Source organism: Methanothermobacter sp. THM-1 (assembly GCF_009914355.1).
Classification (GTDB): domain Archaea; phylum Methanobacteriota; class Methanobacteria; order Methanobacteriales; family Methanothermobacteraceae; genus Methanothermobacter; species Methanothermobacter wolfei.
The window spans coordinates 111,792-136,514 of record NZ_CP044013.1; the positions used below are offsets into that span (position 1 = coordinate 111,792).

At 49.3% G+C, this 24,723-nt stretch carries 27 protein-coding genes; 9 read left to right on the forward strand and 18 right to left on the reverse strand.

All coding sequences use genetic code 11. The features are described from left to right. Positions 1 to 152 precede the first annotated feature (152 nt). The 3 genes from FZP57_RS00540 (at position 153) to glmM (FZP57_RS00550) (ending at position 3,818) form a co-directional block, all read left to right on the forward strand. Positions 153 to 554, forward strand: coding sequence for an exodeoxyribonuclease VII large subunit (locus FZP57_RS00540; RefSeq protein WP_074358301.1), 402 nt, complete (start codon positions 153 to 155; stop codon positions 552 to 554). A gap of 743 nt (positions 555 to 1,297) precedes the next feature. Beyond that, entirely contained in the window at positions 1,298 to 2,398 is a 1,101-nt protein-coding gene (locus FZP57_RS00545) for a hypothetical protein (RefSeq protein WP_238337928.1), read from the forward strand. Between the two features lie 28 nt (positions 2,399 to 2,426). Continuing rightward, complete coding sequence (gene glmM, locus FZP57_RS00550) at positions 2,427 to 3,818, forward strand: phosphoglucosamine mutase (RefSeq protein ID WP_370518352.1); 1,392 nt, start codon at positions 2,427 to 2,429, stop codon at positions 3,816 to 3,818. 21 nt (positions 3,819 to 3,839) lie between these two features. On the opposite strand, the gene FZP57_RS00555 is transcribed toward glmM (FZP57_RS00550), so the two are convergent. From FZP57_RS00555 to FZP57_RS00620, 14 genes are all read right to left on the reverse strand, one after another. Continuing rightward, positions 3,840 to 4,973, reverse strand: coding sequence for a tetratricopeptide repeat protein (locus tag FZP57_RS00555; protein WP_191216318.1), 1,134 nt, complete (start codon positions 4,971 to 4,973; stop codon positions 3,840 to 3,842). Positions 4,974 to 5,006: 33 nt separating this feature from the next. Further along, a complete protein-coding gene (locus FZP57_RS00560) occupies positions 5,007 to 5,699 on the reverse strand; it encodes an anaerobic ribonucleoside-triphosphate reductase activating protein (RefSeq protein ID WP_074358302.1) in 693 nt (230 codons plus the stop codon). Positions 5,700 to 5,704: 5 nt separating this feature from the next. After that, a complete protein-coding gene (hisC, locus tag FZP57_RS00565) occupies positions 5,705 to 6,805 on the reverse strand; it encodes a histidinol-phosphate transaminase (protein WP_074358303.1) in 1,101 nt (366 codons plus the stop codon). Between the two features lie 84 nt (positions 6,806 to 6,889). Then, the gene (locus tag FZP57_RS00570; protein WP_074358304.1) at positions 6,890 to 7,345 is read right to left on the reverse strand and encodes a gamma carbonic anhydrase family protein; all 456 of its coding nucleotides are present in this window, start codon (positions 7,343 to 7,345) and stop codon (positions 6,890 to 6,892) included. A 16-nt stretch (positions 7,346 to 7,361) separates the two neighbouring features. Then, the gene (gene glmU / locus FZP57_RS00575; RefSeq protein ID WP_074358305.1) at positions 7,362 to 8,627 is read right to left on the reverse strand and encodes a bifunctional sugar-1-phosphate nucleotidylyltransferase/acetyltransferase; all 1,266 of its coding nucleotides are present in this window, start codon (positions 8,625 to 8,627) and stop codon (positions 7,362 to 7,364) included. Positions 8,628 to 8,631: 4 nt separating this feature from the next. Then, positions 8,632 to 9,981 carry a phosphoglucosamine mutase gene (glmM, locus tag FZP57_RS00580; protein ID WP_074358306.1) on the reverse strand — a complete coding sequence of 450 codons (1,350 nt, stop codon included), beginning with the start codon at positions 9,979 to 9,981 and terminating at the stop codon, positions 8,632 to 8,634. Position 9,982: 1 nt separating this feature from the next. After that, complete coding sequence (locus FZP57_RS00585; RefSeq protein ID WP_074358307.1) at positions 9,983 to 11,215, reverse strand: 2,3-bisphosphoglycerate-independent phosphoglycerate mutase; 1,233 nt, start codon at positions 11,213 to 11,215, stop codon at positions 9,983 to 9,985. 28 nt (positions 11,216 to 11,243) lie between these two features. Next, entirely contained in the window at positions 11,244 to 11,927 is a 684-nt protein-coding gene (locus FZP57_RS00590; protein ID WP_074358308.1) for a TIGR00297 family protein, read from the reverse strand. 20 nt (positions 11,928 to 11,947) lie between these two features. Beyond that, the gene (locus FZP57_RS00595; RefSeq protein WP_074358309.1) at positions 11,948 to 12,535 is read right to left on the reverse strand and encodes a 30S ribosomal protein S3ae; all 588 of its coding nucleotides are present in this window, start codon (positions 12,533 to 12,535) and stop codon (positions 11,948 to 11,950) included. Positions 12,536 to 12,820: 285 nt separating this feature from the next. Continuing rightward, complete coding sequence (locus tag FZP57_RS00600) at positions 12,821 to 13,147, reverse strand: NifB/NifX family molybdenum-iron cluster-binding protein (RefSeq protein ID WP_191216319.1); 327 nt, start codon at positions 13,145 to 13,147, stop codon at positions 12,821 to 12,823. 10 nt (positions 13,148 to 13,157) lie between these two features. Then, on the reverse strand, positions 13,158 to 13,724 hold the full coding sequence (locus FZP57_RS00605; RefSeq protein WP_074358310.1) for a flavodoxin family protein: 567 nt from the start codon (positions 13,722 to 13,724) through the stop codon (positions 13,158 to 13,160). A 12-nt stretch (positions 13,725 to 13,736) separates the two neighbouring features. Beyond that, positions 13,737 to 14,507, reverse strand: coding sequence for an S-methyl-5'-thioadenosine phosphorylase (mtnP, locus tag FZP57_RS00610; protein WP_074358311.1), 771 nt, complete (start codon positions 14,505 to 14,507; stop codon positions 13,737 to 13,739). 23 nt (positions 14,508 to 14,530) lie between these two features. Continuing rightward, positions 14,531 to 15,979 (reverse strand): RtcB family protein, encoded by a 1,449-nt coding sequence (locus FZP57_RS00615; protein WP_074358312.1) that lies wholly within the window; start codon positions 15,977 to 15,979, stop codon positions 14,531 to 14,533. A 32-nt stretch (positions 15,980 to 16,011) separates the two neighbouring features. Then, positions 16,012 to 16,434 (reverse strand): archease, encoded by a 423-nt coding sequence (locus FZP57_RS00620; protein ID WP_074358313.1) that lies wholly within the window; start codon positions 16,432 to 16,434, stop codon positions 16,012 to 16,014. Between the two features lie 102 nt (positions 16,435 to 16,536). Here FZP57_RS00620 and FZP57_RS00625 point away from each other — a divergent pair, with 102 nt between their 5' ends. Continuing rightward, positions 16,537 to 16,704, forward strand: coding sequence for a hypothetical protein (locus tag FZP57_RS00625; RefSeq protein WP_191216320.1), 168 nt, complete (start codon positions 16,537 to 16,539; stop codon positions 16,702 to 16,704). On the opposite strand, the gene FZP57_RS00630 is transcribed toward FZP57_RS00625, so the two are convergent. Beyond that, positions 16,699 to 17,832: an ORC1-type DNA replication protein gene (locus FZP57_RS00630; protein WP_370518353.1), complete on the reverse strand. Its 1,134-nt coding sequence runs from the start codon at positions 17,830 to 17,832 to the stop codon at positions 16,699 to 16,701. The two genes, FZP57_RS00625 and FZP57_RS00630, sit on opposite strands and share 6 nt — an antisense overlap. Before the next feature lie 47 nt (positions 17,833 to 17,879). Next, positions 17,880 to 18,578, reverse strand: a complete 699-nt coding sequence (locus tag FZP57_RS00635) for a 6-hydroxymethylpterin diphosphokinase MptE-like protein (protein WP_074358315.1) — start codon at positions 18,576 to 18,578, stop codon at positions 17,880 to 17,882. 140 nt (positions 18,579 to 18,718) lie between these two features. Between FZP57_RS00635 and FZP57_RS00640 the strand changes: the two genes are divergently transcribed. Then, positions 18,719 to 19,876 (forward strand): alanine--glyoxylate aminotransferase family protein, encoded by a 1,158-nt coding sequence (locus FZP57_RS00640; RefSeq protein WP_074358316.1) that lies wholly within the window; start codon positions 18,719 to 18,721, stop codon positions 19,874 to 19,876. 199 nt (positions 19,877 to 20,075) lie between these two features. Here the strand turns inward: FZP57_RS00640 and FZP57_RS00645 are convergent, their stop codons facing one another. Further along, the gene (locus FZP57_RS00645) at positions 20,076 to 21,653 is read right to left on the reverse strand and encodes a thiamine pyrophosphate-binding protein (protein ID WP_074358317.1); all 1,578 of its coding nucleotides are present in this window, start codon (positions 21,651 to 21,653) and stop codon (positions 20,076 to 20,078) included. A 181-nt stretch (positions 21,654 to 21,834) separates the two neighbouring features. On the opposite strand from FZP57_RS00645, the gene FZP57_RS09670 reads away from it, so the two are divergent. From FZP57_RS09670 to FZP57_RS09680, 3 genes are read left to right on the forward strand one after another with little or no spacing between them, the layout of a single operon-like run. Then, entirely contained in the window at positions 21,835 to 22,656 is an 822-nt protein-coding gene (locus FZP57_RS09670) for an AMP-binding protein (RefSeq protein ID WP_370518326.1), read from the forward strand. Continuing rightward, on the forward strand, positions 22,617 to 23,255 hold the full coding sequence (locus FZP57_RS09675; RefSeq protein WP_370518327.1) for an AMP-binding protein: 639 nt from the start codon (positions 22,617 to 22,619) through the stop codon (positions 23,253 to 23,255). Before FZP57_RS09670 ends, FZP57_RS09675 begins: the two co-directional genes overlap by 40 nt. Then, positions 23,171 to 23,695, forward strand: coding sequence for a hypothetical protein (locus tag FZP57_RS09680; RefSeq protein ID WP_238337929.1), 525 nt, complete (start codon positions 23,171 to 23,173; stop codon positions 23,693 to 23,695). The genes FZP57_RS09675 and FZP57_RS09680 overlap by 85 nt, the downstream gene beginning before the upstream one ends. Before the next feature lie 235 nt (positions 23,696 to 23,930). On the opposite strand, the gene FZP57_RS00655 is transcribed toward FZP57_RS09680, so the two are convergent. Next, entirely contained in the window at positions 23,931 to 24,383 is a 453-nt protein-coding gene (locus tag FZP57_RS00655; protein ID WP_074359682.1) for a deoxyuridine 5'-triphosphate nucleotidohydrolase, read from the reverse strand. A 94-nt stretch (positions 24,384 to 24,477) separates the two neighbouring features. Between FZP57_RS00655 and dmpI the strand changes: the two genes are divergently transcribed. Beyond that, the gene (dmpI, locus tag FZP57_RS00660) at positions 24,478 to 24,666 is read left to right on the forward strand and encodes a 4-oxalocrotonate tautomerase DmpI (protein WP_074358318.1); all 189 of its coding nucleotides are present in this window, start codon (positions 24,478 to 24,480) and stop codon (positions 24,664 to 24,666) included. The last annotated feature ends 57 nt before the right edge of the window (positions 24,667 to 24,723 follow it).

Sequence of the window (24,723 nt, forward strand, 5' to 3'; positions counted from 1 at the left end):
TGCTGGAGGGGTAGTTATTTTTAGTGCCATCTCTGTCTGAATGAGTATTCCACCTTCTCGGAGGACAGGGAACCCACCATAACGTGGTAGTACTTTCAAACCAGATAGTAATATTTAAATGGTTTTGGTGATATAATTATCATGTGGTTTTAATGGATGACCGGAAGCTCATGATACTATCACTCATCATGGGACTTGCAGGTTTCACAGGGATGATAATCTCTGCAGGGACGGTGATGCCATCTAAGGTTAAGGTATCCATGATAGACCGTGGCATGATGGACAGGGAGGTTACTCTGGATGGGATTCTCCTTGAGGTCAGGAGATCAGAGAACTCGGAAACATTTTTTTTAAAGATAAGCGATGGAACCGGGACCATAAACGCGGTTATATTTGAGTCAGCAGCAAATGAGATCAGAAAAAATGGTCTGAACCTCTCCATACTTGTGGGAAACAGGGTGAGGATTACGGGTAGGGTGACATATTACCGGGGGGCTCCTGAAATAGTGATTGATGAACCTTCAGGGATAAAGGTTCTGCAGAATCCTGCATGAGAATAGCTGGTTTATAGTCCTTGACCATCCTTCAGGAATGTCCGCTGTCAGCAGAGCATAATTATCTCCTTCACGGAATCCTTCACTTTTCAGGGATTTGTATCAGCATCTGGAGGTGAAATGTTCTGGATTCTGGAAATTATCCAAAACCTCACCTGTATTATTCCTCAGGAAAGACCATCAGCTCATACAGGCAACTATCTGAATAGTCTGGAATGGTTCTGAATCCATCTTACCTTTTTTAAGAATCCCTAACTTAACTTTGAAGGATATCCATTATTTCAGAAAACCATGCGGTGTAAATTTATACTGATAAAAAATAAAACTTAACTAACCTTTGCAATCTGTAAAAATATTATTGCTGCCCGAGGGAGTTAATCCTGACCAATTAGTGAAGGTGCTGAGTTCATGGACCTCTTGAAGATAAAAGGGATAGGATCCATCATGGAAAGGAATTATGAAAGGCTTTTAGTAGTTCTACCGGCGGTATTCGCATTTCTTTTTGCACTCGTACCCTCACTGAAATACAGTATCCCATTACCATGGGACATTTATTACCATATTCACAATGCAATGATTTACATGGACCATGGCACTGTATTCTGGGATCCAATTACCTGCGCCCCCCATGGAGGCCAATCTATTACCCTCCATTATTCCACATGCTGCTCCTCCTCATTGTTAAGATAACAGGGATCAGTTTATTTACAGTTTCAAGGTTCATACAGCCCGTGATGGCCTTCATGATAATACTATCCTTTTCATATGTCGCGGAAAGGCTTTATGGGGGCCTGACAGGATTCTTAACAGGAGTGTTTTCAATTTCAAGCCTCTTCTTTTTAAGGATGCTCTACCCCATTCCTGAATCACTTGCCGTTATAATCTTACCCCTCACAGTATACGGGTACTGTAGATCCATGGACCCTGATTCAGGCGCTTTCCCCATCATAACAGGATTTTTCCTCGGTCTTATGATGCTCACACATCCATTATCTGCAAGCATCACCCTTGCGGTTATTCTGATCTCAACAGGAGTGCTATGGGTTTCTGGGCGCGGAATAAATGGCAGAAACGTAATTATTATCATGGGAACCGGATTCCTTCTCTCTGCAGCATGGTATCTGCCCCTTATAATCAAATATGGATTTATATTCAGATCACCAGACTCAGTCCCCCTTAACCTTAAGGATTATCCAGCGTATTTCGGTTCACTGCTCACGGTCCTTGCGGCAACTGGATTTGCATTTGCCATTACAAGAAGGGATAAGAGGGATATCATAATGCTGGTATGGGCCCTATTTGTACTTCTTCTGAGCTTCGGATATCTGCTGGGTCTGAAGGTTCTTTCAAACAGGATACTGTACTTTGCACTGTTCCCTGTAGCCACCATGGCGGGTACAGTCTTCAATTCAATGAAAATAAGGAATAAGAGGTGGCTTGTTTATCTGATGGTCTTCCTACTCACATTTTTCTTTTTATCCGGTGGATATAAAGTCGCTGCTTCAGCAAAACCAATGGTTTCTGAAACTGAACTGGATGTTTCCAGATGGTTCAAATACAATGGGGATCATGTCACCGTCGTTGCCTCCGATTACCATATACAGCCGGCCATAGTTGCAGTTTCACGTCAACCAGTATCTGCAGGAGGATACGCCCCAGGATCGGGGAGAACTATAAATGTGAACAAGTACATCGGCACATTTAATTACACAGGGGAAGATATAAAGAGGGACAGGGTTGGATACATAATCCTTGCCCATGACACCCGAACGCCACCCTACTCACGGATGGTGTACAGGAACAGGGATTTTGTGGTTTACCGTGTATTGATCTCAGGTACATGATTCTCATTTAAATCCTAAAAAGGTCAGGATTACGCAGATGAGGTTGATAAAGATGAAGAGACTCTTCGGCACATTTGGAGTTAGAAGACTTGCAAATGAGGTTCTCACACCGGAATTTGCATCAAAACTTGCAGCTGCCTATGGTTCACTTGTCGATGGACAGATTGCTGTTGGGGGGGATACAAGGACATCCACGGTTATGATAAAAAACGCGGTTATCTCAGGACTTCTGTCCACTGGCTGTGACGTGGTGGACCTTGGAATACTCCCGACACCGGCAGTCCAGTATGCGGTCAGGAATTACTATGACGGCGGAGTTATTGTAACAGCATCCCACAATCCACCTGAATACAACGGGATAAAATTTGTTGACGCCGATGGCATAGGAATCCCTGAAAACATGGAGGAGAAGATAGAGGACATCTTCTTCACTGAAGGCTTCAAGAGGGTTGCATGGAACAGGATTGGTGAAGTCACCTCAAATCAGGGTGTAGTGGATGAATACCAGGAGGAGGTCATAAAAAGGGTTGATGCAGAGGCAATAAGGAAAAGAAAATTCAGGGTGGTTGTTGACTGCGGATGCGGGGCCGCGTCATACACCATGCCATACATCCTCAGAAAACTTGGCTGCAGTATCATAACCCTTAACTCCCAGCCTGACGGGTTCTTCCCAGGTCGTGACCCTGAACCGGTCCCTGAGAACCTCTCTGAGCTCATGGAGACTGTTAAATCCACAGGGGCAGATCTTGGAATCGCCCATGACGGCGACGCTGACAGGACAATCTGCATAGATGAAAATGGAGACTTCGTTCTTGGAGATAAAACCTTCGCCCTCGTTGAGAAGAGGATGCTTCAGGAGAAGGGTGGAGGAATAATCGTCACAACAGTCGCAACATCATCTGCAATATACGACGTGGCCTCCCTGAACAATGGTGAGGTCATCACCACGGCCGTAGGGGACCTTCTGGTGGCAAGGAAACTAAGGGAAACAGGCGGCCTCTTTGGAGGCGAGGAGAACGGCGGCCTCATATTCCCCGACTTTGTATATGGAAGGGACGCTGCCCTGACAGCTGCAAAGATACTTGAAATCATGGCACACGAAGGCAGGCCACTCTCTGAACTTGTATCAGAACTGCCAAGGTACTACTCTGAAAAGAAGAAGATAAGATGTCCCGATGAGATCAAAGAGGATGTGATGAACCTCATTAAGGATATGGTGTCCCAGGAATCAGGCGTTAAGGGTATGGACACAACGGATGGTGTTAAAATATTCCGGGACGATGGATGGGTTATAATAAGGCCATCAGGCACCGAACCCATATTCAGATGCTTTGCTGAATCAGATACCCAGGAGAGGGCATCTGAAATGGCAGAATGGGGCATATCCCTTGTGGAGGAGGCTATTAAAAGACTTGAGTGATCAGAAAATTTATTTATTTTTTCAGAGGTTTTCCAGGCATTCATCCCTCAGTATCTCGGCATCCTCATTTTCAGGGTTTAACTGGAGGGCCCTGTTAAATGCCTCAAGGGCATCCTCAAAGCGTTCAAGTTCCAGGAGGGCGACACCGAGGTTGGTCCAGTAGACGTCACTGGATGGTTCCATCTCAACGGCCTTCTCATAGCATTCAAGGGCCTCATCAAATCTCCCAAGTTCCAGGAAGGCGTTACCCTTACGGTTCCATACATGGGCTCCCCTTTCGTCTTCAAGTGCAAATTCAAGGGCCCTGTTGTAGGATTCAATGGCATCATCCATCCTTCCAAGTTCAGAGAGAAGATTCCCGCGGGCATTCCACAGCTCAGGATTCCTCGGATCCACCTCAAGGGCCTTCTCATAGCATTCAAGGGCCTTAAGTGGCATCTCAGCAACCTCGAGGATCACCCCCCTCCAGTAAAGCAGTACGGGATCCTCGGGGTTTATCTTAACAGTCCTCTCACTTGCTTCAAGGGCCTCTTCGGTTCTCTCTGCATTGAGGAGTGTTATCGCCATGTTGTTCCATATGTATGGATTCTCTGGTTCGATCATGAGGGCCTTCCTGTAGTGTTCGAGGGCTTCATCGAAACGTCCAAGTCTTGTGAGGTTGTCTCCCAGGCGGTTAAGGATGTAAACGTCCTCGGGGTCAATTTTAAGGGCTGCGGTGTAGCAGAGTTCTGATTTATTGAACTTTCCGGACTCAAAGAGTATATCCGCCCTCTGGGTTATCATCCTCTTCTCATCGATTTTTTTACCCTCCCATTCTTCCACAGGGAGCTTCCTGAACCTTATAATCTGGAATTCCGTGTCATCCTCAAGCTGACCAGGGTACATCTTCCTGAACTCTTCCTCCAGTTCCCTGGCATCCCTGAAACCATCCTCCCGCGCCAGTTCATTGTTTTCCCTGAGCTGGCCGAACTTAACGGTTTCAACCTCGGTAACAACAGCTTCGAATATCTTCTCCTTATCCTTTGAGACAGGGTTCCAGTAACAGTGAAGACGATCCCCCACCTTAAGGGGCCTCTTCCAGCGCTTCCTTATGGTCATGGTACGTTTTCCGGTTATAAGATCGATGTCTCTGCTGCTGAATGAGAGTATGGGCAATTCCTACATACCTCCTGGTTTATCATCAGGATATCAGATTTCTTCATCCCCAAATTCCCTGGTGCGTATCATGACCTTCCTGAAGTACTCCCTGACCTTCAGTGCGATTTCCCTGAGCTCACCAGGGGATGGGGGGTCGACCTCCCTGAGTCTTTCATCCAGAACGGTCCTGTTACTGAACTGCTGCAGGACGTACACGTCACATTCTATGGACCTTGCAATATCAAGGATGTCATCCGGTTCAAGGAGCCCCGGTACGAAGGTCGTCCTGCATTCAACCATGACACCCGAGTCCCTCAGGATCCTGAGGCTCTCCATGACACCATCAGGGCCTGCACCGGCAAGTCTCCTGTAGATACCGGGGGGAGCCTTGACATCAACCGCAACATAGTCAAGGAGGGGTATCAGTCTCATGAGCTTTCCGGGATAGGAACCATTTGTATCAAGCTTTGTTTTAAGTCCAAGACCCCTTGCATGTCCAAGCACAGCTTCAACTTCATCGGCCTGGAGCAGTGGCTCCCCACCGCTTATTACAAGGGCATCAACAAATTCAGAGTACTCGCTGATCTTTGAGATGACCTCATCAACATCCACGTCCTCACCGCCATCAATGAGTTCAGGGTTGTGGCAGTAGGGGCACCTGAAATTGCAGCCCCCCGTGAATATAACAAGGGAAACCCTTCCAGGGTAATCAAGGGTTGAAACGGTCATGGACCCTATTTTCATGGGGTTCACCCTACAATCTCAGCGAGGACCTCCAGGAATTTACGGTCCTCCCTGAGGGTCCCCACACTTACACGTATCCAGTATTCATCCAGGCCCTTAAAGGATGTGCAGTCCCTTACAATAACACCCCTTTTAAGGAGTTCCTCTGCAAGCTCAGAGGCCCTCTTACCAGTATCCCGTATGTCAAGGAGGAGGTAGTTTGCATATGACCTGAAGACCCTTATATTATCAAATTTCTTCAGTTCCCTGTAGAGGAACTCCCTGCTCTTTATGGAGTACTCGGCCGATCTCCGGATGTATTCCCTGTCATTGAGGGTTGCAAGGGCGGCTGCATGGGATAGCCTTGTCAGGCTGAAGACGGGTTTCACCCGGTGCATGTACTCTATAAGCGCAGGGGATCCAAGACCGTAACCTATCCTCATACCTGCAAGTCCCATGACCTTTGAGAAGGTCCTCATTATAAACAGGTTTTCGTATTCAGGTAGGAGGTCCACATTGTTCACACCTGCGAATTCGAAGTAGGCTTCATCAACAACCACAAGGGCATCTGTGGATTCAAGAACAGCTCTTATATCCTCCTTATCTATCAGTCCACCGGTGGGGTTGTTGGGGGTGCACAGGAATACAAGGCGGGTGGAGTCACTGAGGGATTCAAGTACAGAATCAAGTTCCAGCCGGTTTTCCTCAACGTTCCAGACGGCATAGGCGGGCCTTGCATCATGGCTCTGGAGGGTGTACTCATAGTACATGTAGGATGGCATGGGAACCACGAATTCACATCCAGGGTCCATGAAGGTCTTCCCCAGGACCTCTATGATCTCATCGGCTCCATCACCACCTATTATCACCTGCTCGGCATCAACACCGGAGTAGTCTGCCACGGTTTCCCTGAGGTCCTGGAGTCCTGATTCAGGGTACCTGTTCACGGACTCCAGCTCCTCCTCCATGGCCCTTACAGCGGCGGGGGACGGTCCCAGGGGGTTTTCGTTTGACCCGAGCTTAACTATGTCTTCTTCTCTGAGCCCGTACTTCTCTGCTATTTCCTTTATTGATTTCCCGGGAACGTAGGGCTCCATTTCATTAACCTTTTTTCTGACCTTAACCATGAAAACCACTCTTTAATCATGTTTCATTAATGATAGGTTATCCCTGACGGCTCAGGGCACAGGTCCAGTAATTCTATGGGTGAACTATATCCGTGCCAGCCTGGAGTATCTTATGGCATTTTCCCTTATTGATCCTATTTCATCCTCATCCAGCGTCCTGACAGCCCTTGCAGGTACCCCAAGGATAAGGCTGCCCCCGGGGAATTCCTTTCCCTCAGTTACAACGGCACCGGCCCCAACAATTGAATTTTCACCTATAACCGCACCGTTGAGGACGGTTGAATTCATCCCTATGAGGACGTTATCCATCACCCTGCAGCCGTGGAGCACTGCGGCATGCCCAACAGAGACCAGGTCCCCTATTTCAACAGGGAACCCCCTGGTTGAGTGCACCACGCAGTTGTCCTGGATATTTGAGCATTTCCCAACGGTTATGGGTTCAATATCCCCCCTCAGAACAGCATTGTACCATACAGAGGATCCCTCCCCGATCCTTACATCACCCACTATTCTTGCACCATCAAACACCCTGTATGACATTGAAACCAGCCCCCATTCATTCTCTGCTTATGTACTCCTGTTTCAGGATCAGGAGTTTATCAGAGGGCACGTCCTCGTATATGACGCAGCCCGGACCTATGCATGAGTTCTTCCCGATCTTAACGCCGGGGTTGAAACTTGAATTAACCCCTGTTTTAACCCCGTCCCCGAATACAGCACCCAGCTTCCTTCGACCGGTATTCACAGATTCCTCCTTGACCTTCATCTTCACGGGTCCATCATTAAACTGGAGGTTGGCTATGTTTGTCCCGGCACCGATATTACAGTTCATGCCTATAACAGAGTCACCGACATAGCTGAGGTGGTTCACGTTGGTGCCGTCCATTATGATTGAATTCTTTATTTCAACGGCGTTCCCCACACTCACCCCGTTACCTATACATGTGTAGGCCCTCAGGTAACTGTTCGGACCGATATCGCAGTCCCTGCCAATGTATACAGGCCCCTGGATGTAGGTGCCTGACCTTATTATGGTTCCTGGACCAATAACCACGGGGCCATGGATGGTCACACCATCCTCCACTTCCCCTTCAAATGAACTTTCAAGGTCCTTCATGAGTTTTTCACCGGCATCAAGGAGCTCCCAGGGCCTTCCAACGTCTATCCAGTCCCTTCCCGATACGAGTCCGGTCACCGGAAGATCATCACTTACCTGCATCATTATGGAATCGGTTATCTCATATTCACCCCTCCCTGAGAGGGGTGTCCTCTCTATGTAGTCGAAGATGGCCGGGCTGAAGACATAGATGCCTGTGTTTATAAGGTTTCCTGCGTCCGTTCCCGGCCCTGGTTTTTCAATGATCTCGGTGACACGGTCGCCGTCAAGTTTAACGGCACCGAAGGGTCCGGGGTTATCGACCTCCCTGAGGACCATGAGTGTCTCGGGGCTTCTCTTCAGGTACTCTGAGATCAGGTCGTCTATGAGAAGGGGGTCTATGATTATGTCGCCGTTAAGGGCTATGAAGTCATCCTCTATAACTTCGGATGCATGGCCTATGGCATGGGCTGTTCCAAGGCGTTCCTCCTGCCTTATATAACTGATTTCAGCACCGAAGTCTGAGCCATCCCCGAAGTGGTCCCTGACTGCCTCCTCATGGTAGCCGGTGATCATGACGATTTCACAGACACCGTTATCAGTCAGGGCCTCGAGGGTGTGCTGCAGTATGGGTTTACCTGCAACAGGCAGCATGGTCTTGGGCCTTGTCAGTGTAAGCGGACGCATCCTTGTACCTTCACCTGCAGTCAGAATAACAGCCTGCATTCAATCACCCTATAATCTTTTCAAGGTATGAAAGCGTTATTTCATGTATTTCCCTTGCCTCTTCATCTGTTTTACCCTCAAGGGTAACCCGGATGTATGGTTCAGTGCCTGATGGTCTTACAAGGACCCAGCTACCGTCCCTCATGGATATACGGACCCCGTCTATGCTCTCAACACCTGCAGGGTCCCTGAATTGCCCTGCAAGTTCTGAGGCAACCCTCTCCATGACATCCTTCTTCCTTTCATCAGGGCAGGGGATCTTATCCCTTATGTTTGGGTATGAGGGCACCTCATCAAGTAGACTGGAAAGGGATCCCTTCTTTGATACAAGTTCGGCAACACGGAGGGCTGATAGTATGCCGTCAGGGCACATGCAGAAGTCAGGGTGGAGCCAGGTACCTGAGGGTTCACCGCCGAAGTCTGCATTCTCCTCTGCAATGGAATTTGCAACATGGACATCACCCACACGGGTCCTTATGACCTCTCCACAGTCACCGAGACATTCATCCACACAGAGGGACGCGTCGACTGTGGTGATTATCTTTCCACCAATCTCACGGGCCATGAGGGCCAGAAGCTTATCGAAACTTGCAAACCTTCCTTTATCATCAATTGCAACCATCCGATCAGCGTCACCATCATGGGCGATTCCAAGATCTGCCCCTGTGGATTTAACAGTCTCCATGAGCTCAGAGAGGTTCTCAGGGACCGGTTCAGGGTCACGACCTGGGAAGAACCCGTCAGGGTGGGAGTTAAGGGTTATAACACTGCAGCCTGACCTCCTGAAAATCAGGGGTGATATGTGTGAGGCGGCTCCGCACCCGCAGTCAATAACCACCTTCAGTTCCCTCTCCATTTTCACCATGGAGAGAACCTCATCCATGTATCTGGATGTTATGTCCATCTCCCTTATTGACCCGAGACCGTCCCATTCCCTTTTCAGGAAACTTCCCTCATGGATCACTGATTCTATTTCACGTTCCTGTGATGGCCTGTAGGCCATTCCGTCCGGATTCCAGAGTTTAATACCATTGTAGGGTGCGGGATTGTGGGATGCCGTTATCATGACACCGGCATCGGCACCGAGCCTTGAGGTGGCGTATCCAACGAGGGGTGTGGGAACCATGCCCAGCCTTATAACATCGCAGCCGCATTCAAGCAAACCCGCGATTAGGGCGTTTTCAAGTAACTGGCTGGATGTCCTTGTATCATAACCCACAGCCACCCTTCCCCTTCCTCCAAGTACCGTTGCAAGGGCCCTTCCGGTATCCGCTGCAAGTTCCAGGGTCACCACTTCACCGAAGCGGTCCCTTATGCCTGAAGTCCCGAATAATCTTGGTGGATTTTCCTTCATATCATGCCCCGAATTTGTCTTTTTTGTTCATAAGGTCAAGGAGGATGTCCATGATATCGGATCCCCTTATACGGCAGAGGCCACCTGCAGCAGCAGCCCTCTCACCGAAGCTTTTAACCCCGTCAACCCTGACCCCAGGACCTGTGATTACGATTGGCACGGGGTCCCCTGTGTGGTCCATGACCGATACGGGTGTTGAATGGTCCGCTGTTAATATGAAGCACACATCATCCATTTCAGGCATATCACCCAGCATGGCATCCACCTTCTCTATGAATTCCAGTTTCCCCTCAAGGTCCCCATCGTGTCCTGCTTCATCGGCGCCGTCTATGTTGATGAGGAGGAAGTCATAATCATCATTCAGTGTGCTGATTATGGCCTCCCTGATACCGTCAAGGTCCGTGTCGATGCCCCCTGTGGCCCCCTCAACATCTATTACATCCATACCTGTAAGGTTCCCTATGCCCTTTATAAGGCCTGTCTCTGCAATGCAGGCGGCCCTGATACCGTAGCGTGTCTGGAATTTTTCAACGTCAGGCACCGCACCGGCACCCCTGGGGAGTATTATGTTTGCAGGGGCCTCACCTTCACTGATTCTCTTGAGGTTCACGGGGTGATCCTTAAGGACTTCATAGGACCTTTCAACAATCATGTTAAGTATTTCAGCAGTCCTCATGGATTCAGGTGAACCATCAGTTGATTTAACCTTCTTCGGTGGTTTCCCTTCACTCTTGGGGTCAGCGTCCGAAACGCTGTCTGCAAGGTCAGGACCCCTGAGGACCAGGACGGCTCTGTGACCCGTTGATTCCCTGAAGATTATTTCAACATCCTCAAATCCTTCGATTTCCATCGAATTAATGGTTCTGGCTATTTCTGAGGTCCCTGATCTTATACGGCCCGCCCTTCTATCGGTTATAACAAGGTTCTCATCTGCTGTTGCAAAGTTGCACCTGAATGCTATGTCTCCTGGTTTCACATCAACTCCAACACCTGCAGCCTCAAAGGGACCCCTCCCAGTGTAAACGCTGTATGGATCATAGCCGAGGATTGATAGGTGTGATGTGTCACTACCAGCCCTTACACCTGGCTTTATAGGGTCCATTATTCCATTAACACCTGATTCAGCTATTCTGTCCATGTTAGGAGTTTCAGCGGCCTCCAGAGGTGTTTTTCCTGAGAGTTTTTCATGGGGGCGGTCAGCCATCCCATCTATTATCATTATTACCCCTTTCATGATTCCACCTGTTAGATTATTGGATCAATCAGACTAAAATAATTCCTATAACTGCCCCTGTAACCGTTGCAAGGAGGTTGACATGTTCATTGGTGAGATACTTCCTCCTCTCAAGGACGGCTCCAAGGAAACTATCCATGAAACACCCAACAGTACCCGCTATTATGGCTATCTTCATGGATTTAAGGGGATCAGGGCACACTCCAAGCAGGAAGGCTGAAAAACCAATTATTCCTGCACCGGCTATTCCCGCGGCTGTCCCTATAAGTGAAACCCCACCATCGGTACCGGGCTCCACCTTTCTGAGTGTTGTTATGAGTCTTGGAGTCTGCACCACTCCGATTTCACTGGCCATGGTATCTGCTGTTGCCGTTGCAACCGAACCTATGAATCCTCCAAGGAAACCATCATAGTATCCGAAGGCAGCCATTATGAAGGGGACTATCCCGTTGGATATGACGTTCTTCGCGGTCCTTGTCCCCTCAAAGACGCCAATTGACTTCTTATATTCATGCCTGTACTTTGTTGATACGAGGCCAAGGATCAGAAAAATAAATATGAGTATCAGCCAGTTGAAGCCGGCTGATAGTATTATGAGGAGGCCCATAAGGACCATGAAGAGGGAACCCCAGACATCAAGCGCGCCTCTCTGGTAGGTTAAAAATCCGATGAATACGCACAGAAGCACGTATCCAATGTTGAGGTCTGTCATGGGGAGTCCCGTCTAGGTTTTCAGGCTGGTTCCTCAAGAACCTTTGTCTTTATTATCTCAACCCTCTTAAGGGGGTATATCTTCTTTGCCTGGTGGTAAATCTCGGATGCAATCTTTCCTGTGACTATACCCTCAACCAGTTCCTCGAAGGTCTTTTCAGAGGCGATTTCCTTCACATGCTCCTCTATGCTCTGGCGCATGTATTTCTGCTGTGAGGACTTCGCCTTCCTTATTGTTATTGCAAGGGGATGGATTTTCATCCTGTAACCATCCTTTGTTTCAACAATTACAGGGGCGTCGATTCTGCTTGTACCCCTCCTTATCATGCTCCTGACGTAGTCGGTTGTCACCTGGTGACCTATGAATTTGGTTGTGGCTTCACTGCCAGCAACGTTGTCTATCTGGAATTTGAGTTTCACGTACTGTTTTGAGAAGTCACCTGTAAGTTCCCTCATGGTGGCTTCAACCCTCCTCTTGAGGAGGAAATCAGGATCCCTTGATGGGGTTGTTCCTATCTCGTTTTCTCCGAACATTTTAGGACTTTTTATGACGTACCATTTCTTTTCCTTCCAGGTATCACGTACTCTCCTTCTTCGCGCTTTTGCCATTATATCACCTTAAATTTAATACACCCTAAAAACAGATGGATTTAATATAAATTCAGAAAATTCATATTAACTGGTTAACCATTGATCTGCAGTTATCTACACCGCCGGTTATGAATACTCTATAATTATGCTGATGGAGTATTTAAACCTTGACTTCTGGTAGTTCTGGACCCTTAAGTGGCCATGCTAATGGTGACCACAACACACATAAAGGCTTTGGCCGAGAGCTTTGAACCGGGAGGCATGTATTCAGGCCCCTGATAGGGTTGATCCGGTTTAAAGGGATCAGAGGGAACCCATGAATTCAAGGTGCCTGATGTATCCCCCAATCACCTCTTCAACGGGTCCCTCACCGGCAACAAATTTTAAACCAGCCTCTTCAATCCCCACACGGGCCTTTAATCCTGCCTGAACTGCTATTACTGTATCACAGTCCTTTAAAGCATCAAGGACCTTTCTCCACTGGTGCCTCTTATCCTCATCTATGTCAATGGTTCTCTCCTCAAGGAGTGTCAGTTCACCACCCCTGTACTCATATATGAGGAACCTTGATGCCATGCCAAAGTGCAGGTCAACCTCCCTGCCGTTGGAGGATGCCACAGCGATTCTCATGGGGTACACTCTAATCATGTATCCTCTTTATGAGTTCGGCAACGTTTTCACCGAAGCGTTCAACGGTTTCCATACCCTCGGTGTCATCCTCAACTTCACCCGGGGCCCAGCCAAACACCATGTTCCAGTAGGTTGAACCTGGAACTATCATGTCATTTATAAAGTAGAACATTAGCATCTCCTGTATTGTGGCTGTATGCCCACCCCTCCTTGCAACGGCGATGGGGCCGCCGACCTTCCAGCTGAGGAAGTTATCCGAGACCCTTGAAACCATTCCGATCCTCTGGAGGGCTGACATGATATCTCCCCTGGCCGTGCCGAAATAGACAGGGCTTGCAACTATGAAACCCTCTGATTCCTTTATCTTCTCGATTATTTCATTGAGACCGTCATCTATCTTGCACCTGTGTTCTTTTGCACAGCTCAGACATGCCCTGCAGGATTCTATATTCATCTTCCGCAGGGATACCATCTCTGTTTCAACACCCCTCTCCTCTATTGCCCGAGCACACCTTTCAAGGACCATCATGGTGTTGCTCTTCTTCCTGGGACTTGCACATATCATTAAAACCTTCATCTAAACTCCTCCTCACACTTCATCGACATCAGCACCCTCCAGGGCGTTCTGGCAGGGACATGAGGGGTCATGGTCCAGTCGCTTAACAGCATCCTCAATGACCCCCACAAGGTCCTCCTTCCTTTTCTCCATCACCTCAAAGACCTCCTTGATGGTTAGCCTAGTGGGTGATATTGAAGCGGCATAGTTTGATACAAGGCATATGCTTGCATAGCACATCTCAAGCTCCCTTGCAAGCACGGCCTCCGGGATACCCGTCATGCCGACGAGGGTGCCTCCAAGGACCTGGAACATCTTTATCTCTGCCGGGGTTTCAAACCTCGGCCCCTCTGTACATACATACACTCCACCATCAATGGCGGCTGATGAAGCGGTCAGTGCGGATCGGATGTCGCTGCAGTAGGGTTCCGTCATATCCACGTGCACGGTCCGTTCATCATAGAATGTTGATGGACGGGAATATGTGAAGTCGATGAAGTCATGGGGGACGACCAGGTCCCCGGGTTTTATGTTTCTGTCCAGTGAGCCGACGGCGTTGGTTGCTATTATCTGCCTGACACCCAGTTCTTTAAGGGCCCAGATGTTTGCGCGGTAGTTGACCATGTGCGGTGGGCTGTCATGTCCCGGGGAGTGCCTCGGTATGAAGGCGACCTCCCTGTCGTGGAGCCTGAAGAGTGATATTTCAGGGCTTTCACCGTAGGGTGTCCTGATGGTCTTCCGGCTCTTTATCCTGCCGTGGTGTACTATCTCGTATACCCCTGTACCTCCGATGATTCCTATCATCCATTCACCGCCATGAAGGGATTTTATCCCTTTGCAACACCAAGCGGGACCATCCTGGCCACCATACGGGATATTCCTGTCTCATGAGCTGTTTTAACCACAATATCAACGTCCTTGTATGCTCCAGGGGCTTCCTCTGCCACCACGGGCATGGATGTGGCCTTCACATATATCCCCTGACTTTCAAGGTTCTTCTGGACGGCCTCTCCACGGTAGGTCTTTTTTGCACCGGCACGGCTCATCTTCCTTCCGGCCCCGTGGGCTGTTGAACCGAAGGTTTCCTCCATGGCAACCTCTGTACCGTGAAGGAGATAGGATGATGTGCCCATGGTGCCGGGGATTATCACGGGCTGACCCGTGCTCCTGTACTCTGATGGCAGCTCCTTCCTTCCGGGTCCGAAGGCCCTTGTAGCGCCCTTCCGGTGGACGAAGACCTCTGTTTCACGCCCTTTTATTGTGTGAACCTCCTTTTTGGCTATGTTATGGGCGACGTCATAGACTATCTCCATCTCCATGTCCTCTGCACTCATACCGAAGATGCTTTCAAAGGACTCCCTGACCCAGTGGACTATCATCTGACGGTTCGCCCATGCATAGTTTGCTGCAGCGGCCATTGCCTGGAAGTAGTCCCTGGCCTCATCTGAATCCACAGGGGCGCATGCAAGCTGCCTGTCGGGAAGGTTTATCTTGTACCGCCTGTAGGCCTTGTCCATTACCCTGAGGTAATCTGAACACACCTGATGGCCGCATCCACGGGAACCTGAATGTATCATCACGGCTACCTTTCCGGGGGTTATGCCGAAGGCCTCTGCAACCCCCTCATCATATATTTCATCCACCATCTGGACCTCAAGGAAGTGGTTCCCTGACCCGAGGGATCCGAGCTGGGGTATCCCCCTCTTCTTTGCCTTATCACTGACCTTATCAGGGTCTGCCTCATCCATTTTACCGTTTTCTTCAAGGAATTTAAGGTCCTGTTCCCAGCCATATCCGTTTTCAACAGCCCATTCAGCACCATTTTCAAGGACCTCGTCGATTTCACCGGGCCTTAATCTTATCTTGCCCTTGCTGCCAACCCCTGAGGGAACGTTCCTGAAGAGTGTGTTTACAAGCTCCTTTATCTTTGCACGGACCTCAGAATGGTCAAGGTTTGTCCTGACCATCCTGACACCACAGTTTATGTCAAAACCCACTCCCCCGGGACTTATAACTCCTGTACGGCTGCTGAAGGCTGCCACGCCCCCGATGCTGAATCCGTATCCGAAGTGTATATCCGGCAGTCCTATCGAGAATTTCTGGATGCTGGGGAGGCAGGCCACGTTGGCAACCTGGTCAACAGCACCCCTTTCAAGGTCCTTCAGGGCCTCTTCCTTCAGGAAAATCCTTCCAGGAACCCTCATTCCCTTCTTGTATGATGTTGGAACTTCCCATACAGAATCTCTAACCTTAACAAGTTCTTCCCTTACTTCCATGATAAACCGCTCCTTATGGTTTTATAATTTATTTAAAGGTCAAGAATCACCCTTGCCTTCATAAGACCGTCTTCAGATGTTATTTCCATGAGGTGGAATGTGACGGCCTTGACCTCATCTCTTTTTTCATGTTTTTCCTTTATCCTCTCGCCGGCTGCGGTTCCCCGCAGTTTAAAACCATCAGCTGTTTCATCTATTTTAACATTGAACTTACTGAATAAAATAAATTCAGTGTCATGGAGGAAGAGCAGTTCATCGAGCCAGTCATAGAGCAGTGAGACTTCATCCTCAGACCGGACTTCAATTTTCCTTATCTCCTCCCTGGCCACAAGTGAGGTGTCCGTCATTATTTCGAACATTGCAAGGGCAGCGTTTTCGAATACCTCTTCAAGGGTATGTCCGTATGCCCAGTAACCGGCATCCGCGGTGACTTCAAAGAATTCAAACCTCTTCATCCTTTAATCCCTCAGTTTAACCTTTCCTTTATTACTTTTCAGATGCTCTCTATCTCTTTTTTTAAATAGATTTATGATGAAGCATGTTATGGAGATGATGATATGTACAGTCTGAAGAAATCACACAGCATGAGGAGGCGTTTCCTGGAGCTCTTAATGTACGTTGACCTCAAGTCATGCGTCCTGATCTTCCTGGTAATGCTTCTTCTCCTATGGGGGATTTTAACTGTTGCTGCGGGGCCTAACTCAAATTATCCTGCAGGGCTATGAGTTAAGGCACCTTTCAAGTTCATGGAGACTGAAACGGAGGATCACGATTCTTGATTTACCACGGACACCCTTACCGGTTAACCTTGTGTCTATTAGCCTCAGGAATTCCAGTTTCTCCATGGTCCTGTTGAAGGAGGAATAGCTTGCCCCTGTCCTCCCCTGGAAGATCTTATAAAGCGCCCCTGCAGTTATATCACCGTCACCAGCGTCCATGACACTCCTTAGGAACTCCTTCTCCTGTTCATTGAGGGTTTTAACTGTATGCATTAGGGTCACTGGCCCTGTTTTTTTAACGGCCATTTCAAGGTGCCTCCTGGTTATCTCAGGCGAGGCATCGGCTTCAGCCAGGTTGCCGCAGACCCTCAGGAGGTCTATACCATATCGAAGGTCGCCGGTGTTAACTGTATGGTCAGTTATCCTCTCAATGAGTTCATCCGGTATAACCCCTGGATAGAACCCGACCCTCACCCTGTCCCTGAGGATGTTGAATATCTCTTCACGTGTATATGGGGGGAACACTATCTCCTGGGGTATGAATACCGAGTTGACGTTCTTATCAAGGACATACCTGAATTCAATATCGGATAGTATGGCAAAAACTCCTGTCCTGACACCATCAAAAACTTCATGGGCCCTGAGTATATCATAAAGGACCTTGTTGGCGTTTTTACTGTAGAAGAGGTAGTTAACATCATCCAGTGCAACAACAAGGGCCTTATTCTCCTTCGCAAGGTACTGCATTATACTCTGGTATATCCTTGAGAAGGGGACGCCTGTTTCGGGGGGCTGATGTCCGAATATCCTGCTGTATATCTGTGAAAAGATCCCGAACCGTGTCGTGTGTAACTGGCAGTTTATATAGCAGCATATGACATTTTCAGAAGTTGATTCAACCATCTCGAAGATCTTCTTTATGGCGGTTGTTTTCCCGGTTGCACAGGAACCCAGTACAACGGCGTTAACAGGCCTGCCATTTCTGAGGGCGGGCCTTATGCACACTGCCAGGGCCTCCATCTGTGATTCACGGTACCTGTAATTCTCAGGGACATAGTCAGGGTCAAAGACATTTATGTCCCTGAATACTGTTTCATCATGAAGCAGAATGTCCCTTACACTCCTTTTTTCCACGCCACGATCCTTCATACTGATCAGCTGTTCGGTATATTGATTAACCTTCACCAGGTTTCTATCTCAACATCCCGGTTTGTCCTTATCCATTCTATCAATTTGCGTGCATATTCAAGTTTAAGTTTCTTGACAGGGTCGGCCCTTGCGGTTTCCCCCTTTATCCCTGGCCTGGAATACCTTGTAACTGTATCGCCGAAATCCATGCCTGCAAGTATTATTCTCTCAGCACCCAGGGCCACTGCAAGGAAGACAGCCCTGTCACCATCTGTGAAACCCCCAAAGTTGTACAGGGGCCTGGAGGGGATGCTCTGGGTTGTCCCTGCCAGGTTCTTTAGAAGGGGCAGGTACCTTCTGAGTTTCTCAAGGTTGTTTCCATGGGCATGAACCACAATCGTCGACCCGAGTCTGCTGGCCTCAAGTATATCCTCCACCCTGCCATCAAGGTCCGTTACAATTATATGGGGCACTATCCCCTCCTCAAGGAGCGCTGTTGTGGCTCCATCTGCAGATACCACGGTAAGGTTCTCATCCAGTCCCCTGAACCTCTCAGCATGCTCCTTCAGGGATGGTCCTGCTCCGAAGACTATGAAGTTCCTTGAGGGGAGTTCCAGTCCATGGAGGTCGATGCTCCCGTGTTCTTCAAGGAACCCTCTCAGGTACTCTGCAGCCTCCTCATCGGCGGCCCTGTCAAATCCAAAGTCTTCAAGTATCCCTGCATACCACCTTAACCACACTTCAAGTTCCATGTGATAAATTTGTAGGCCCTTAATATATCATGCTTTTGTTCCAGAGGGACGCCCTTCTGGTGGGTGTAAATATTTTTAAAGGTACAGATTAAATAATAGTAACAGCTCTAAAACGCACTTTAATCTGGAGGTTTTTTGGAATGGATGAAACACTGCTCATGATACCTGGCCCTACAAGGGTGGCCCAGAGAGTCCTTAAGGCAATGTCAGAGAACATTGTTAACCACAGGAGCGCATTATTTGGTAAGATCCTCTCTGAAACCAGTGAGATGATGTCCGATGTCTTCAGGACAAACAATAAGTCTTACCTTTTAACAGGCTCGGGGACAGCCGCAATGGAAGCTGCAATCGCAAATATAATTGAACCGGGTGATAAGGTCCTCAATGTAGTTGGGGGCAAGTTCGGTCAGAGGTTCAGCCAGATCGTTGAGGCCTTCGGCGGCGAGTCCATAAGGATCGATGTTGAATGGGGTAAAGCCGTTAACCCGGATGAAATCGGCTACGCACTCGAAGAGAACGATGATATAAAGGCAGTTACAGTCGTCCACAATGAAACATCCACCGGTGTTGCAAACCCTATAAAGGAGATAGGGAAGATAATGTCAGATTATGACGCCCTCTACGTTGTTGATACTGTTTCATCCCTGGGCGGGGATGAGGTTGACGTTGATGGTTATGGTATAGACATATGTGTAACCGGCTCCCAGAAGTGCCTTGCAGCACCACCGGGTATGGCGGCCATAACCCTGAGTGACGATGCATGGAGCGCCGTTGAAGGAGTCAGCAACCCGAGGACATATTACCTGAACCTTAAAAAGTACAGGAAGAGCGGCGACGCTGAACCCCCTGAAACACCATACACCCCTGCGGTTTCACTCATCTACGCAATGCACGAGGCCCTTAAGGTTATAATGGAGGAGGGCCTTAACAACAGGATAAAGAGGCATAAACTTGCTGCAGAGGCAACAAGGAATGCTATAAAGGCACTTGGCCTTGAACTCTTCCCTGATGAGTCTGTTTCATCAACCACGGTGACCGCGGTAAGACTCCCTGAAGGGGTTACGGACGGGGAGCTCAGGGGTACAATGAGGAACAAGTACCATGTTGAGCTTGCAGGTGGACAGGACCATCTGAAGGGCAAGATCTTCAGGATAGGGCATATGGGTAACATAACCCACAGGGAACTGATAACCACCATTTCAGGTCTGGAGATGACCCTGAGGGAACTTGGATTCGAGGTTGAGATGGGTGAGGCCGTGGCTGCAGTTGCAGACACCTACCTTCCTGAGAATCTCTGAACCACACCCCCATTTACTTTTTATATTGCAGTAATCTAACTGGAGGTATTATTTTAGTTCCGTCAGCAGCGGGATTTTTCCTGATACTTTTTCTCAGGTGTATTTTTAGTTCCATGTCAGTAGAATTCCCTGATAACCCTTTTTCTCAATAAAAGCGGCTTTATAAATCCTTGGAGCAGAGGCTTATATCCCTGTATCTTCATGGAGTCCGGGGGTGGGGTAGGGGTATATCCTCTTCAACAACCTTGATATCCAGAAGGAATGGTTCTCTGGATGCAAGGGCCATTTCCAGGGAATCTGAGAGGTCATCATAGCTTTCAACACCCACGGCACCTATACCATAGGCTCCTGCAAGTTTCACGAAGTCAGGGTTCTTCAGTTCAACACCGTAACTTTCACCGTACTTCATCTCCTGCCACTGCCTTATGACATCCAGCCGGCTGTTGTTCAGGATGCACATTGTAACAGAAAGTCCAAGTTCAGCCACGGTACCGAGTTCCTGCATGGTCATCTGGAACCCGCCATCACCTGCTATGAGGACCACATCCTCATGGGGCTCGGCAAGGCTCGCCCCCACTGCAGCAGGAAGACCATAACCCATGGGTCCGAATCCACCTGAGAATATAAGTGAGCGCTCCCTGAGGACCTTCCTGTAGAGGGTCACCCAGGTTGTGTGGCTGCCAGCATCATTAACTATTATGGCATCGGGGGCTGCTTCAAGGATTCCCCTTACAGCAAGGGAGGTCCTGAATTCCCCTTCTACCATGAATTCCTCCTCGTATGGGGCCGGCCGGGCATTCCTGCAGGCTTCAAGCTCCCTCAGCCACTCCACTGGAGGGGTCCGCCGGATGTCCTGTTTCAGGAAATCCCTGACATCCATCTCCAGCATGACATCACCCCTCAGGACGTCCCTGTCCAGGTTAACATGGATTATCCTGGGGTTTCCAATGGCTGCAAGGGTTCTGTCAGATAGCCTCGCACCGAGCACAAGGAGAACATCACATTTTCCCGCAGCATAGTTACCTGCCGGCGTCCCCCTTGTCCCCGCCATCCCGAGGCAGAGCGGATGGTCCTCAGGGATGACACCCCGTGCACTGTAGGTGGTTACAACGGGGATTCCGAGTTTCCCTGCAAAGGCCCTGAGTTCCTCTGATGCCCCGGCCCAGACAACCCCTCCCCCCGCGAGGATGAGGGGCCTCTCTGCAGATTTAAGAAGCCTCAGGGCAGCCTTGAGGTCAGGGAACCCGCGGGATTTAATGGGCTGCCTCCTGACCCTCCCTGCATCTGATTCAAGGACATCCCTTGGAATGTTGATGTGGATCACACCACCACGACCTTTGAGGGTTTCAATGGCATCCATTACAGCTGATAGTGCTTCATCCCCCCCTGATAGCGTGGTCGTCTTCATGGTAACCGGCCCGAAGACACCAGAGGTATCCACCTCCTGAAACCTTCCATGGTCTGATCCTGATTCAGGGAGGTCTCCTGTTATCATCAGGAGCGGGACCGAGTCGATGTTTGCAGCCGCAGCACCCATTACAAGGTTGAGGGCTCCCGGACCACCCGTGGCCACACAGAGTCCCGGTCCTCCGGATGCCCTGGCATAGCCATCAGCTGCATGAACCGCACCCTGCTCATGCCTCATCAGAACGTGCTGGATGTCTGATTTCCTGAGAGCATCATAAATGGGCAGTATCTGTTCACCCGGGTGTCCGAAAACATGTCTGAAACCGGCCTCTTCAAGGATCCTAACAATCTTCTCTGCACAGCTTTTCATACGATCATCTGCGGGACCTTTCAATAATGATAGTTCTACTCCCACCTATTTAAATCATGAAATATATATTAAAACAGAGCGGGGGTTTATTATGACGGGACAGCTGGATTCTCTTCTAAGGGAGGAAAGAATTTTCAATCCAGACAGGGAACTTGCAGAGAAAAGCAACATTAAACTATGAATGGATGAGAGGGGTATTGAAGACTATGATGAACTCCTCAGAAGAGCAGAGGCCAACCCTGAATGGTTCTGGGATGAGATGGCCTCTGAACTTGAATGGTTCCAGCCATACAGGAAGGTCCTTGAATGGGACCCTCCACATGCAGGGTGGTTCCTGGATGGAAAATTCAACATAACCTTCAATGCACTTGACAGACATGTTAGGGGGCCGGTTAAAAACAGGCTGGCCTACATATGGGAAGGGGAGGATGGAAGGATAAGGAAACTCACCTACTATGACCTTTACAGGGAAGTTAACAGGCTTGCAGGGGCCCTGAGGGCCATGGGTGTTGAGAAGGGGGACAGGGTCAGCATATACCTCCCGATGATACCGGAGCTCCCGGTGGCGATGCTTGCCTGCGCCCGCATAGGCGCCGTCCACAGCGTCGTCTTCAGCGGATTCTGGGCAAAGGCCTTCAAGGAAAGGGCCATGGATGCTGAGGCCAGGGTTGCAATTACTGCAGACGCATTCTACAGACGCGGAAAGATCATCAAACTCAAGGAAACCCTGGACATGGTGGTTGACGATATCCCATCCATCGAGAAGGTTATAGTTGTGGATCACCTGGGTGAGGAAGTGAACATGAAGGAGGGCAGGGACATCTACTGGGATGATGCCCTTGAAGGAATGGATTATGAACTTGCCTGTGAGGAACTTGACTCCGAGGATCCCCTCTTCATACTCTACACTTCAGGCACAACAGGAAAGCCAAAGGGAGTCCTCCACACCCAGGGGGCTATGCAGTGGGTGTTAATGCCACCTACAGGTTTGTTTTTGATGTGAAGGATGAGGATATATGGTGGTGTGCTGCAGATATTGGCTGGATAACCGGACACAGCTACATCGTATACGCCCCACTCATGGCGGGAGCAACATCCATAATCTATGAGGGAGCCCCGGATTACCCTGACCCTGGAAGGATATGGAGTATGATTGAAAGGTACGGTGTGACACTCTTCTACACGGCCCCCACAACCATCCGCCTTTTCATGAAGTACGGGGAGAAGTGGCCTGAGAAGTACGATCTCAGCACCCTCCGCATACTTGGATCCGTGGGGGAACCGATAAACCCCGAGGCATGGATGTGGTACTATCGGACCATAGGGGGCAGCAGGTGCCCGATAATGGATACCTGGTGGCAGACAGAGACAGGGATGCACATGATAACGCCCCTCCCTGTAACACCCCTTAAACCAGGGTCTGCAGGGAAGCCCTTCCCGACGGTTGTTGCTGATGTGGTTGATGATGATGGTGAAAGCATCAGGGGCAGGGGAGGGCACCTGGTGATAAGGACTCCATGGCCTGCAATGTTCAGGACGCTCTTCAGGACCCTGATAGGTACCTTGAGGCATACTGGAGCACATTCCCGGGAATATACCTGAGCGGTGATGTTGCAAGGATCGATGAGGACGGATACTTCTGGATACAGGGAAGGGAGGATGATGTCCTTAACGTGGCCGGCCACAGGATAAGCACCGCGGAGGTTGAATCAGCCCTTGTAAGCCACCCAAAGGTTGCCGAGGCCGCGGTTGTGGGAAAACCAGACATCCTGAAGGGTGAGGAGATAGCGGCCTTCGTCGTTCTGATGGATAATGCTGAACCATCACCCAGGCTTAAGGGGATACTCCGTGAGCATGTAAGAAGGGAGATAGGCCCCATTGCAAGTCCAAGCTACATAGGATTTGTTGATGACCTTCCAAAGACAAGGTCCGGAAAGATAATGAGGAGGGTTATAAAGGCGAAGGTTAGGGGTGAGGACCCCGGGGATACCAGCACACTTTCAAATCCTGAATCGGTTGACATGCTTGAAAACCCCCTTTAAGAGAGGGAATCTTCAGGGGGTTGCCTCGTAGGAAGAATCGCAGGGGGCACAGGTAGCTCCCATCAACTGATTCTTCAGGGAAGGGTCTGGTGAGCCAGTGCAGCGTCCATCAGACCACCATGGATCATCTCTGATACCCCCATTACTTTTCTGGCCTTCAGGGTTTCTGAGGCCATGGTCCCCATGGCAGCTGCCCGACTACCATCACTCTGCCGACTATCAGGGGCTTATCCGCCTAATCCTCCTGGTAGCTTCCCGAGTACTCACCCGAACCATCAACCCTGAATACGACCGCCTGGGCTATCCTTTCACCCCTCTTGAGGGTGTACTCATAGCTCCCATAGTTATGGACAAGGAACCTGAGGGTGCCCCTGAAACCCGGATCCCCCAGGGCCGTGTGCACGGATACAAAGGATCGAAGAAGGGTTGATCTTGGAAGGTAGAGCATCGCATACCCCCGTGGTATCTCTATCCTCCTGTCGACACTTACAAGGTAGGCTGTGCCTGGCTGTAACCGGTAGACTGGCGGTTCAAGCCTTTCAAGTTCAGGAAGTTCCTTATTATCATCAATCAGTGACCCTGGCCCTGCCTGCCTGTAAACTTCATCAACCCTCAGGTCGATCCCTGCTGGCTGCACAAGTTCCCTGAAATCCGGGAAAAGTTTCTTCAATCCATCTTCACCGATCATCATGATCATCGCCTCACTCACTTCTATCCTTGAAGGTTCAGACATAACTCAATGATTTATATAAACAGGGAGAGAATATAATCTTGGTGATGAAATGCCTGTTATCCAGATATACTGCAACGAGATCACGGAGGAAAAGAAGAGAGAACTTGTTAAGAGAATAACCAGGGTTTCAGGTGAGGTTCTGGAACTTCCCGAGTCAACCATAACGGTACTGATAAGGGAGATGCCCCCTGAAGATGTGGGTGTAGGTGGAGTTCTTCTCTGTGACAGGGATCAGTAAAAACTTCTTCTTTTTTCATGAAACTGATGCAACAGGAGTTATATAACACAGCTTCTT